The 13131-nt window shown below is 52.4% G+C and carries 9 protein-coding genes; 2 read left to right on the plus strand and 7 right to left on the minus strand.

What is annotated here, in order from left to right; translation table 11 throughout:
• Positions 1-166: 166 nt before the first annotated feature.
• Both OGY67_RS21840 and OGY67_RS21845 read left to right on the plus strand, forming a co-directional pair.
• A complete protein-coding gene (locus OGY67_RS21840) occupies positions 167-5923 on the plus strand; it encodes a pectate lyase-fold domain-containing protein (protein ID WP_286574490.1) in 5757 nt (1918 codons plus the stop codon).
• A gap of 196 nt (positions 5924-6119) precedes the next feature.
• Positions 6120-6290 carry a YhfL family protein gene (locus OGY67_RS21845; RefSeq protein ID WP_008786311.1) on the plus strand — a complete coding sequence of 57 codons (171 nt, stop codon included), beginning with the start codon at positions 6120-6122 and terminating at the stop codon, positions 6288-6290.
• Between the two features lie 66 nt (positions 6291-6356).
• On the opposite strand, the gene trpS is transcribed toward OGY67_RS21845, so the two are convergent.
• The 7 genes from trpS to aroK all read right to left on the minus strand — a co-directional run bounded on the left by trpS (position 6357) and on the right by aroK (position 12822).
• On the minus strand, positions 6357-7361 hold the full coding sequence (trpS, locus tag OGY67_RS21850) for a tryptophan--tRNA ligase (RefSeq protein ID WP_003827687.1): 1005 nt from the start codon (positions 7359-7361) through the stop codon (positions 6357-6359).
• Positions 7354-8112 (minus strand): phosphoglycolate phosphatase, encoded by a 759-nt coding sequence (gene gph, locus OGY67_RS21855; protein WP_003837920.1) that lies wholly within the window; start codon positions 8110-8112, stop codon positions 7354-7356. The genes trpS and gph overlap by 8 nt, the downstream gene beginning before the upstream one ends.
• Positions 8105-8782 carry a ribulose-phosphate 3-epimerase gene (gene rpe / locus OGY67_RS21860; protein WP_003023561.1) on the minus strand — a complete coding sequence of 226 codons (678 nt, stop codon included), beginning with the start codon at positions 8780-8782 and terminating at the stop codon, positions 8105-8107. The genes gph and rpe overlap by 8 nt, the downstream gene beginning before the upstream one ends.
• 17 nt (positions 8783-8799) lie before the next feature.
• Positions 8800-9636, minus strand: coding sequence for an adenine-specific DNA-methyltransferase (gene dam, locus OGY67_RS21865; RefSeq protein WP_003827684.1), 837 nt, complete (start codon positions 9634-9636; stop codon positions 8800-8802).
• A gap of 117 nt (positions 9637-9753) precedes the next feature.
• On the minus strand, positions 9754-11058 hold the full coding sequence (gene damX, locus OGY67_RS21870) for a cell division protein DamX (protein WP_286574491.1): 1305 nt from the start codon (positions 11056-11058) through the stop codon (positions 9754-9756).
• A 96-nt stretch (positions 11059-11154) separates the two neighbouring features.
• Positions 11155-12243, minus strand: a complete 1089-nt coding sequence (aroB, locus tag OGY67_RS21875) for a 3-dehydroquinate synthase (protein WP_003827681.1) — start codon at positions 12241-12243, stop codon at positions 11155-11157.
• Positions 12244-12300: 57 nt separating this feature from the next.
• Positions 12301-12822: a shikimate kinase AroK gene (gene aroK, locus OGY67_RS21880; RefSeq protein ID WP_003023552.1), complete on the minus strand. Its 522-nt coding sequence runs from the start codon at positions 12820-12822 to the stop codon at positions 12301-12303.
• Positions 12823-13131: the final 309 nt, after the last annotated feature.

Below are 13131 nucleotides of genomic sequence, written 5' to 3' on the forward strand. Positions count from 1 at the left end.
TTTATATCCGTACAACCCATAAATCTAATTCACATCCTAAATAATACATGACCATTGAGTAATTTGACGAAGCACGGTCATTCAGTGGCAAAATAATAAATTACCTCGAAATAAATTTATGCCTTCAATGGCATATTTTGTGCGTATTTATTTAAGGATGTCGATTATGCAAAGGAAAAAACTCATTGCTGTGGGTATTGCTCTTGCGTTGCAAACTTACTATCTCCCGGCGATAGCCGCAGATAGTAGCGACGATGACAATGATTGCCCTACTGATATATCCGTATTATCAAAAGCCGAACGTAACAAACTCTCCGCACGCTGCCTGGCAGATTATACAGAACAAGACAATCACTGGGGATGGATCGCAGGTGGTGTCGCTGCGCTAACAGCTGGTGTAGCGATAGGTATCGATAACAATGGCGGCGGCCATTCCCACCATAATGATACTCCGGCAACCCCATCAGATAATGGCGATGTAACGCCCACACCTCCTGACGACGATAGTGGCAATGTAACGCCCACACCTCCCGACGACGATGGCGGCGATGTAACGCCCACGCCTCCCGACGACGATGGCGGCGATGTAACACCTACACCACCTGATGATACCTCTGTTATTACCTTCAGTAACGGCGTCACCATCGATAAAGGCCTGAACACACTGACATTTGACGGCATCAAGCTGGATAGCGGCACGGACCTCGGCGGCGCCGTATGGAATTACGTCGAACAGGACGATCGGTGGCAGATCGCGTTACAAGACGGTAAAACGCTGCTGGTTTCCGACTGGAAAGTGACCGACGATAATGCCGCCGTCATTGAAGGTACGGTACAAGGAAGCGGCCTGTACTGGAAATATGACAGCCAGGGATATCTGATCGTTGCCGATGACCAGACAACCGTCGTCACTGGCGATGACGCATCAAATACTGCCGATCGCGGGGTTGATACCCGTGGTGAAGGTAAAACTGGCGTCATCATCTCCGGCGATCGGACAAACAACGCGTTAAGCGGTGATTCCTCCGTCAGCGATGGTGCGGTCGGCATCGTCATTACCGGTGACAACACCACCAATACGATTTCAGGACAAAGCAACGTCGACGGCGCAACCGGCGCGCTGATTTCAGGTAACGGCACCACCACCCGCATTTCCGGTGGCATTGACGTCACAGGTGGCGGCACCGGCATGGTGATCGATGGCAACGAAACCACGGTGGCGAATACCGGCACCTCTAACATCAGCGGTCAAGGTTCAACCGGCTCCATCGTCAATGGCGACAACTCGCACGTTATCAACGATGGCGAACTCTATGTGACCGACGGCGCTACCGGGGCAAAGATTACAGGTGATGATGTCCTCATCGACAACAAAGGCGATACCACCGCCAGCGGCGCAGGTTCTACCGGGCTATATATTGACGGCGACAACGCAACCATTAACAGCGAAGGGAAGCAGGATATTTCCGACGGCGCAACGGGCATCCTGATTAACGGCAACAGCGCCACCTTCGATAATATCGGCACCACCGATGTCAGCGGCGCAGGCTCTATCGGTATCAGCATCACCGGCGACAAAACCCGCATTACTAACGATGGTGAGCTAAACGTTACCGACGGCGCGACCGGAGCCAAAATGACAGGTGACGGTGCGGTGATTGATAACACCGGCGACTCAACGGTCACCGGCGCGGGGTCAACCGGGCTGTACATCGCGGGAAATAAGGCGCTGGTTATTGGCGAAGGAGATCAAACCATTGCGCAGGGCGCAACGGGTACCGTCATTGCGGGCGATAATTCCCGAATCGCGAATACGGGTGATATCACCGTGGATGGCGCGGGCTCTATCGCTGCAGTCATTGATGGAAATGATAATAGCCTGACTCAGGCAGGTGACATGCTGGTCACCAACGGCGCGACGGGTATCGTCACTGACGGGGCGGGTAACGAAATCAAAAACACCGGCAACGCGACCGTGCGCGATGCAAACTCCGTGGGTTTTGTGATCGATGGTGAAAGAAATGTCTTTAATAATAAAGGAAATATCGACGTCAGCCTGAATGGTACTGGCGCAGAAATGAGTGGCGACTCGTCACAGGCGACGCTGGATGGTGATATCAATGTGACCGCTGTCGAGGACAGCAACGGCCTATACCGTGGTGCACAGGGCCTCGATATGGCGGGTGATAACAATACGCTGAATATTACCGGCAACGTCACAATCAGCGGTGACTATGACGCAGATAGCCAGATGGCCAGCAACAGCGATACCCTCCAGGGAATCACCGTCAGCGGCACGAACAATCAGGTGGATCTAACCGGCTCACTTAACATCAATGTTAGCGATGTGAGCACGGTAAGTGGACAGTGGCTGGATACATACGGCCTCACGGTCAAAGGTAATGGCAATACCGTCAATCTGATGGGCGGTATTGATATCAACTACGCCGAAAATGGCGATGGCGAAGTATCGTCTGTTACAGGCATAAATATAGACGGAGCTAGCAGTGTCACATTAAGCGGTGAGTCCACATTGAATATCACCACCCTCCCCGGCGGCTCAGTGACACTGGCCAATGTACAAAACGGCGGCAGCTTAACGTTAGACCAAAACTCTGTAATTAAAATCACAGAAACAGTTTTGCCCAGTGAGCATTACACCTACAACGCAATATTAACCGCAAAAGGCCAGGGTTCATCGATCGATAATCAGGGAGCCATCGTTGATGACGGCGCTGTCGCCCTATTATTCGCCCGCAGCGGCGCACAGGCAAAAAACAGTGGCGATATTAGCGCCTATGCCACAAGCGGTCATGACAACCGTAATGCAATCACTGCGGCTACCGATCAAGGATCGATAGTTAGCAACGCAGCGGGAGGATCAATCACGCTGGTATCGTCACTAACCCCAGGCAGCGATGGAGGAATAGGAACCTTCCCGCTGATTTGGTACAGCAATACGCTGTACGCCATGCTGGCGGAAAACTACGGCGAAGTGAGCAACGAGGCAGGCGCCACAATAAATCTCCAGGGGGCGGGGGTCTATGGCGTATCCGCCAGTAAAGGGACGGCCCTCAATGCCGGAGATATTTACCTGGACGGCTTCGTCCCGACGCTGAACGACGATAATACCGTCGCCAGCAAAAGCTACTGGTCACCATCACAACTCTATCTGACCAGCTCGGCAATGGTGGCAGGCACCACCGACGGTGGTTATGGCGATGCAACCGCCACCAATACAGGCACCATTACCGTCAATAATGCGGGCTTCGGTATGATGGCACTTAACGGCGGCACAGCCATTAACCAGGGCACTATTAACCTGACCGCCGATGCAGGCGTCACCAAAACCGATGATAACCAACTGGTGGGCATGGCGGCGCTGAATGGTGGCATCGTGATTAACGACACCACAGGGACCATCAATATTGATGCCGATTACGGCAAGCCTTTCCTGACTGATAGCAAAAGTACCGTGGTTAACTACGGTACGGTCTGTTATGACAGCAACTGCCAGGGCAGCGACGACTACAACCCAACCGACAGCAACGTTTCCCTTACTTTTGCTGATGGCGATGTCATTACCGCCGCTGGTGAAACGCTTACCGGCGAAACCATCATTACCAATCCGATCGCAACGGAAACCGTACACATTAGCAACGCTGGCACCGTCAGCGGCGGCAAGGTCATCGTTAAAAATTACGGCGATTTAACCAATGCCGACACCGGCAGCATCAGCAGCGTCAGTATTGCAACAGGCGGCACCTATACCAACGAAGGTACAACAGCGGCAGTCTCCGTTGACGGCGGTGTCTTCAACAATACAGGCACAGTGACCGGGAAAACCGGCACCACCGTCGCAGGTTCCATTATCAACAACAGCGGGTCCATGAACACGGTTGAGCAATGGTCCAGCACCATGAACAATACCGGCATCGTGACGGACTGGACCGGCGCATCGGGTGGTGCGGTACTGAACAACAACGCTGGCGGCGAAGTCGATAAACTGACCTTCACCGCGGCGTCAACCGTCAATAACGCGGGCACCGTCAAAAACGGCTCCGTCGATAAAAACGGTACGCTCAATAACCTGGAAGGCGGCGTGATGACGCTGGCGGATAATAGCTTGTGGTCTGGCACCTTCAATAACTGGGGGACAGTGAACAGCGATGCCGATATCGCCACCGGCGGAAGCGGACACACGCTGTACAACGGCAGCACTGGCGTCATTAACGGGCAGGTCACTACCTCGAAAAATAATGGCGGCAGTAAAGCCATTAACGACGGCACCATCAACATTGATAAAACTAACAATGTGGCGATGTCCGCGCACGGCAGTGCGAAGATGGTCAATAACGGCACCATCAATGTGGGAACCGAAGGTACCACACAAACCGGTATGGTCGGGATGCAGCTGGAATCAGATGCCAAATCCGATGCGGTGATCGAGAATAACGGCACCATCAATATTTACGCCAGCAACTCCTACGCCTTCAGCCAGTTGGGCAGTAACGGCCATATCGTCAATAACGGCACAGTCTACATTGATGACAACGTGACCGGCTCCGGCTTTATCAAGCAGGATGGTAAAACCATTGAAGGCAGCGGCGAAAACGGCGACGGTACGGAAGTGCATTATGTTGACTTCACGGCCCCCACGGAACCTACCATTACCGATGGTACGACAACCGTTACCACCAGCGACAGTGCAGATTCAACGGCCACCAACAACCTGTCGGGCTATGTGGTCGGCACCAGCGCTGATGGCAGCGCCGGTAAGTTGATGGTCAGCAATGCCAGCATGAACGGCGTGGAGATTAACACCGGTTTTACCGCAGGTACTGCCGACACCACCGTCAGCTTTGACAACGTGGTCGAGGGCAGCAACCTGTCCGACGCAGGTGCCATTCAGTCCACCTCCGTGGTGTGGAATGCACAGGGCAGCACCGATGCCAGCGGCAACGTTGGCTCCACCGCTGAACTGAACAACGCGCTTAAGCAGGTGAGCGGCAGTCAGGCTATCACCGCGTTCCGTGAAGCCCGCGTGCTAAGCAACCGCTTTACCATGCTGACCGATGCCGCGCCGCAAATTAAAGATGGCCTGGCGTTCAACGTCGTAGCGAAAGGCGACCCACGCGCTGAGTTGGGCAACGATACCCAGTACGACATGCTGGCATTACGTCAGTCGTTGGATCTCACCGCCAGCCAGAATCTGACGCTGGAGTACGGTATCGCGCGCCTGGACGGTGACGGTTCGAAGACCGCGGGCGACAACGGCCTGACCGGCGGCTACAGCCAGTTCTTTGGTCTGAAGTACAGCATGGCGTTTAATGAAGGTCTGGCGTGGAAGAACAGCCTGCGTTATGACGTACACAACCTCGACAGCAGCCGTTCTGTCTCTTATGGCGACACCAACAAGGTGGCGGATTCCAACGCACGTCAGCAGTATCTTGAGTTCCGCAGCGAAGGGGCGAAAACCTTCACCATGCTCAACGATACGTTGAAAGTCACGCCGTACGCCGGGGTGAAATTCCGTCATACGCTGGAAGGCAGCTATAAAGAGCGTAGTGCGGGTGATTTCAACCTGTCGATGAACGCTGGCAGCGAAACCGCTGTGGATTCCATTGTCGGAATGAAGTTCGACTATACCGCTGAAAATGGCTGGAGCGCCAGCGCCACGCTGGAAGGCGGTCCGAACCTGAGCTACAGCAAAAGCCAGCGTACTGCGTCACTGCAAGGTGCCGCAGGTCAGTCCTTTAGCGTAGACGACGACCAAAAAGGCGGAGGCATCAACGGCCTTGCGACGGTCGGTGTGAAATACAGCGCCAAAGACGCCAGCCTGAATCTGGACGCTTACCAGTGGAAAGAGGACAACATCAGCGATAAAGGCTTTATGTTGAATTTCAGAAAAACATTTCGCTAATTAATTAAACCCGCAGCCTGGTATTATTTATTAATACCAGGCTTTTTTATTTAAATTCAATTCACTAATCGTATGTTTTATATATAAAGCGACATGTCCTTTTCTGGACTACTTAAAGTTTATGTTAGTTGATATCTTATCCGGCGAAAAATGGACTTCATCCATTTATAAATAGATATCTAACAAGGATTTTGACATGTTTAAATTTGCAAAAATCACCTTAGTTGCTGGTGTTCTGGCTACGCTGACCGCGTGTACTGGTCATATCGAAAACACAAAAAATAACTGCAGCTACGATTATTTCCTGCATCCAGCAATTTCGATTTCAAAAATTATTGGTGGCTGTGGCCCGGCTGCGAATCAGTAATAGAAGCGATTGCGCAGATACAAAAAAACCGGGAACTTCCCGGTTTTTTTAACAACACAGAGCGCATTACGGCTTGGCGACAAAACCAATCGCTTCGTAAACGGCTTTCAGCGTAACAGATGCGCGGGCGCTGGCTTTTTCTGCACCTTCTTTCATCACTTTCTGCAGGAAAGCTTCATCGTTACGGAAACGGTGATAGCGTTCCTGAAGCTCGGTCAGCATACCGGAAACGGCCTCTGCGACTTCACCTTTCAGATGACCATACATTTTGCCTTCGAAGTGCTGTTCCAGCTCCGGAATGCTCTTACCGGTGACGGCGGAGAGAATATCCAGCAGGTTGGAAACACCCGCTTTATTCTGCACGTCGTAGCGTACAACTGGCGGCTCTTCAGAGTCTGTCATCGCACGTTTGATTTTCTTAACCACAGATTTCGGATCTTCCAGCAGACCGATCACGTTGTTGCGGTTGTCATCCGACTTGGACATTTTCTTCGTCGGCTCCAGCAGCGACATCACGCGCGCGCCGGATTTAGGAATGAACGGCTCAGGCACTTTGAAGATGTCGCCATACAGGGCATTAAAGCGCTGGGCGATATCGCGGCTCAGTTCCAGATGCTGTTTCTGATCTTCGCCAACCGGTACCTGGTTGGTCTGATACAACAGGATGTCTGCCGCCATCAGTACCGGATAATCAAACAGACCGGCGTTGATGTTCTCCGCATAGCGCGCGGATTTGTCTTTGAACTGGGTCATACGGCTCAGTTCGCCGAAGTAGGTGTAGCAGTTCAGCGCCCAACCTAACTGTGCATGCTCCGGTACGTGAGACTGCACGAAAATGGTGCTTTTTTCAGGATCGATACCGCATGCCAGATACAGCGCCAGCGTATCGAGCGTTGCTTTACGCAGCTGCTGAGCATCCTGACGAACGGTGATGGCATGTTGGTCAACGATGCAGTAGATGCAATGGTAGTCATCCTGCATGCTCACCCACTGACGCAGCGCACCCATATAGTTGCCAATGGTCAATTCACCTGAGGGCTGTGCGCCACTAAAAACGATGGGCTTAGTCATTTTTTGATTCCTGATTTTCGCTATGCGGAAGCCCGAGAGCGGGCAGTAGTTCATTAATACGGTCGTAAATAACGTCGGGCTGGCTCAGCGCGATCGACTCGCCGTAGTTGTAGCCATAGGTCAGGCCAACGGACGGACAGCCAGCAGCTTTTGCCGCCTGAATATCATTGCGTGAATCCCCTACGAAGAGCATTTGCTCAGGCTTGATGCCAAGCTTACTTGCCACCAGCAGCAGCGGATCCGGATGCGGTTTTTTATTCTGCACGTCGTCACCACCGATGACCACGCTAAAGTACTTGGCGATATCTAATGCTTCGAGCAATGGCGCGACAAACGGGGTCGGTTTGTTGGTCACCAGACCCAGCGGCAATCCTTTCGCATGCAGCGCGCCCAGCGTGTCGGCAACATCAGGGAACAGGAATGTCCCCTCTTCTGCGACATCGCCGTAGTATCTGTCGAACAGCTTACGCAAAATACGTACCTGCTCCTCGGCGGGAATATCATCATCAACGGGCGGTTTACCCATCGTTTTACGTAATGTTGCGCGCTCCTGACGGGACCACGCCAGCGCGCGCTCCATCAGTACATCTGCACCGTTACCAATCCAGGTGATAACGCGTTCTTCTCCAGCAACCGGCAGTTCCAGCGCATACAGCGCCATGTCCACCGCTGCGGCTAATCCCGGCGCGCTGTCGACCAGCGTGCCGTCGAGGTCAAATGCAGCGCCCCGAATATCCTGAAACTTATCCATGACTTACCTTCGCCAGTTCATTGCGCATTTCATCAATGACTTTTTTGTAGTCTGGTTGGTCGAAAATGGCGGAGCCTGCAACAAACATATCTGCGCCTGCCGCGGCAATTTCACCAATGTTATTCACTTTGACGCCACCGTCCACTTCGAGGCGGATATCGTAGCCAGATTCATCAATACGACGACGCACTTCACGCAGCTTATCCAGGGTTTGTGGGATGAAGGACTGTCCGCCAAAGCCTGGGTTAACGGACATCAGCAGGATCACATCGAGCTTATCCATGACGTAGTCCAGATAGCTCAGCGGTGTTGCCGGGTTGAACACCAGGCCCGCTTTACAGCCATGCTCTTTGATCAGCTGTAAAGTGCGATCGACATGCTCGGAGGCTTCCGGATGAAAAGTAATGATGCTGGCGCCAGCGGCGGCGAAGTCCGGGACAATCCGATCGACCGGTTTCACCATCAGGTGAACATCAATCGGGGCGGTGATGCCATATTTACGCAGCGATTTCAGTACCATCGGTCCGATGGTCAGGTTCGGTACGTAGTGATTGTCCATGACGTCGAAGTGCACGACATCGGCACCGGCAGTCAGCGCTCTCGCGGTGTCCTCACCCAGGCGGGCAAAATCAGCCGACAGAATTGAGGGGGCGATCAAATACTGTTTCATCCGCTTCTCCTTGAGATTTATTTCTTCGCAGGCGTTACGACTCCTGGTTTATACAGTGCCAGCAGTTCGTTCACCTTTTTACGCGTGCCGCCATTGCTGCTTATGCTGCGCCGCACTTTGACCTGAAAATGTTTCGCCGCTCGGTACCATTCACGGGTATCGGGCGTATCGTGGTTCGAAATTAACACCGGGATCTGCTTACTGACCAGCTTTTCTGCCATCTCGGCCAAATGCGCCTGCTCTTTCGGGCTAAAGCTGTTGGTGTGATACGCAGTGAAATTTGCCGTCGCCGAAAGCGGTGCATAAGGCGGGTCACAATAGACCACAGAGTTGCTATCCGCACGGTTCATGCACTCTTCATAGGAGAGGCAATGAAACTCCGCATTCTGCGCTTTCTCAGCAAAATGGTACAACTCAGCTTCCGGGAAGTAAGGTTTTTTATAACGCCCAAACGGGACGTTAAACTCGCCGCGCAGGTTATAACGGCACAATCCGTTGTAACCAAAGCGGTTCAGATACAAGAACAGCACTGCTCTGCGGAACGGATCCTCGCTGGCATTAAATTCTTCTCTGAACCGATAGTACACCTCAGCCTGATTGGTTTCAGGCATAAACAGCTCACGCGAAGCCTGCACATACTCATCGGTACGCGTCTTCACGATGTTATAGAGACTGATAAGGTCGCTGTTGATATCGGCAAGAATATAACGAGAAAAGTCGGTGTTGAGAAACACCGACCCGGCACCCACGAAAGGTTCAATCAGGCACTCACCCTGAGGTAAATGCCGTTTGATATCATCAAGCAGGGGGTATTTCCCCCCTGCCCATTTCAAAAAAGCGCGATTTTTTTTCATGCTGACTAACTAATTACACCTTCTCCGGCTGTGGAGAAAGCTCCGACAGCATCCTGCGCTTTAGTCTTTGTCCCGCAATTGGGCGAAACATCAAACCATTGCAGAACATATCCTATCTTACTTCAAATCGGCCTGAACCTGATGCAGCGGTTTTGCCCACGGGTTTTTCGCCTGAATATCAGCGGGTAACGTAGACACTGCACGTTTCGCGTCTTCTTTAGACGCATACACGCCTGTCACCAGAACATACCACGGTTGACCGTTACGCGTCGTCTGGTACACCACGTAGTTCTTCAGGTTTTCTTTCTTCGCCCAACCGTTCAGGTTGTCGTAGTTAGAAGAACTGCTGAGCTGCAGCGTGTAATGGCTGGACGGCGCAGATTTTAACGCTCCAACATTACCTGCACTTTTCGCTCCGCCAGCAACAGGCGTTGTCGTTGTTGCTGTCGCCGTTGGCGCAGGCGTTGCGGTCTGCGTTGGCGTCGCAGTTGCTTTCGGCTCAGCGGTCGCTTTCGGCGTAGCGGTTACCACAGGTGCTTTAGTTGTGGTGGTCGGCGCGGTAGCAGTTACGGTTGGTTTTGCCTGAGCAACAGGTTTCGGCTCTGTCGGCGTCGCTTTCACCGTAGTTTGCGGTTTGCTCTTCGGCTCAATAACGGCCTGTTTACGTTCCTGGCGCGTAGCAGCAGGACGCTCAGTCGTTTCCGTTTTCGCCGTCTGGCGCGCAGCATTACCATTACGCATCGGCGCAACGGTCGCAGGTTCGGTCGGCAGCGTAGAGTTAACCACGGCGTTGTTAACCTGCTCCTGACCCTGCGGTTGTGTCAGAGCATTGTTCAAATCGCCCTGCACTTCAACACGCTGCTGGCCTTCGGTTGCCGCAGTTGCCTGACCTTGAGTCGGGGTAGAGGAAATCGGTGGCAGGGAAACATCCTGCTGGGTATTGCCAGCGGTCTGCTCAGTGCCCGTTGCAGGAGCCGTTGCGCTCGCCTGATCCGTTGCATTGCTGCCAGAAAGATCGATGCTCTTCTCACCAGATGCTGCCTGCTCATTGGAAGAAGATGAGGGGGCTTTCAGCGCAGAACCAATGCCGATAATCAGCAGCAGCAGTACCAGAACACCCACACCCATCATCATATATTGGCGGGAGGCAGGTTTGCTGGCGGCTTTCTTACGCTTGCGCGGACGACGTTCTACACGCTCTTCATCCACGGCATCGTCATCAGATTCATACTCTTCTTCAATGTCCTGCTCTTCTTCACGCTCTTTGCGTGCACGTGCAGGACGGCGATCGTCAGCATCCAGATCAACATCATCAAAATTGATTTGCGGCTCATTATCGCGTTCAGACGATTGACGAGAACGACCAGTACGACGATCGCTGGGATCGGGTTTCAGCTCGTCTTCTGGTTTGAATTCATCCATTTAACACCCCACTCAAAGGTTAATGCTTACGACTTTGCACATAACCTGAAGCTAAAAGACCTACGTTTCGCAACGTAAGCCTGACCTTTCTTGTTGTTACGCCTGCTGGCAATCAGCAATAGCGTTAAGAACCACCTCGTGCGACACTCCGCCGCGCACTTCACTCTTCCCTATCGCTCGCGGAAGCACCAAACGAATCTCTCCCGCTAACACTTTTTTATCTCGCAGCATGTGCGGCAGATAAGCCTCGGTGGACATTTCACGCGGCCCATTCACCGGTAAGCCTGCTCGCTGTAACAGCGTAATGATGCGCTGCGTATCAGCGGAGGTGAACTGACCCAAACGTTCTGACGTACGGGCAGCCATTACCATACCTGCTGCGACTGCTTCACCATGTAACCAATTGCCATAACCCATTTCAGCTTCGATCGCATGGCCAAACGTGTGTCCCAGATTCAGTAAAGCACGTAAGCCCATTTCACGCTCGTCTGCTGCGACAACTTCTGCTTTCAGCTCACAACAACGACGGATACAGTACGCCATTGCCGGACCATCCAGACGCAGTAACGCATCCAGATTGTCTTCCAGCCAGCTGAAAAATTCGCCGTCAAGAATGATGCCGTATTTGATCACTTCCGCCAGCCCCGATGCCAGCTCACGCGCAGGAAGCGTTTTCAGACAATCGAGATCCACCACCACGGAGGCCGGTTGGTAAAACGCGCCAATCATGTTTTTACCGAGGGGATGGTTTACGGCGGTTTTGCCGCCAACGGAGGAGTCGACCTGCGACAACAGAGTTGTCGGGACTTGAATAAAACGAACACCACGTTGATAGCTGGCTGCCGCAAAACCGGTCAGATCGCCAATCACGCCGCCGCCAAGGGCAACTAACGTGGTATCACGACCATGCGGTTTTTGCAGTAACGCGGTGAAAACCGTATCCAGAACCGTCAGGCTTTTATACTGCTCGCCATCGGGAAGGATAACGCTATCAACGTTAACACCCGCCTGTTCAAGTACGCCGCGAACCTTATCGAGATAAAGGGGAGCCAGGGTTTCGTTGGTCACCAACATAACCTGATCGCCCGATTTCAGCGGTAAGAATGAAGCTGGCTCATTGAACAAACCAGCCGCGATGGTGATAGGGTAACTACGTTCCCCGAGAGTGACTGTGATCCTCTCCATTACGCGACATCCACCTTAGTTACTTGTACCCGCAGACGAGTGTGTATTCAGCCAGAATTAGTTGCTTTCCAACATATGAATAATCTGGTTTGCTACGACTTTTGCGCTCTGATCGTCGGTGCGAATGGTCACGTCAGCAATCTCTTCGTACAGAGGATTGCGTTCGTCAGCCAACGCTTCCAGAACTTCACGAGGCGGTGATTCTACCTGCAGCAGCGGGCGTTTCTTGTCACGTTGAGTACGTGCAAGTTGTTTTTCAATTGTCGTTTCAAGATAGACCACGACGCCACGCGCGGAAAGACGGTTACGTGTTTCACGTGATTTTACAGAGCCACCGCCAGTTGCCAGCACAATACCCTGTTTTTCCGTCAACTCGTTGATGACTTTTTCTTCGCGATCACGGAAGCCGTCTTCACCTTCTACATCGAAGACCCAGCCCACATCAGCTCCGGTTCGTTTCTCAATCTCTTGATCAGAATCGTAAAATTCCATATTGAGTTGTTGAGCTAACTGGCGCCCAATAGTGCTTTTTCCGGCACCCATAGGCCCAACCAGAAAGATATTGCGTTTCTCTGCCATTTTTTCGGTACTACTAAGACTATTCGTTAATGGTAAACCCGCTTCGCAGACACCCAGCGCAGCAGGACATGAACTGAAACCTCATAAGATATTGCGAGAGTCAGACTGAAAATTATCTCAATACTCAAGCGGGTTTGGCAACTGAATAAATCACCAAACCTAACGCATTTCTGGTCGTGGCAGGCATGCTACCCTGCAAACATCAGACCTGGCGACGTATCGCGCAGTCAAATGACACCCAATAAGCCTATGGCACACCACCGGAAAGGCAAAGCGTATTCACTGCCGCATAAGTAAAGAAAAGTACCG

Origin of the sequence: Citrobacter sp. Cpo015 (assembly GCF_030333035.1) — a bacterium.
Lineage (GTDB): Bacteria > Pseudomonadota > Gammaproteobacteria > Enterobacterales > Enterobacteriaceae > Citrobacter > Citrobacter portucalensis.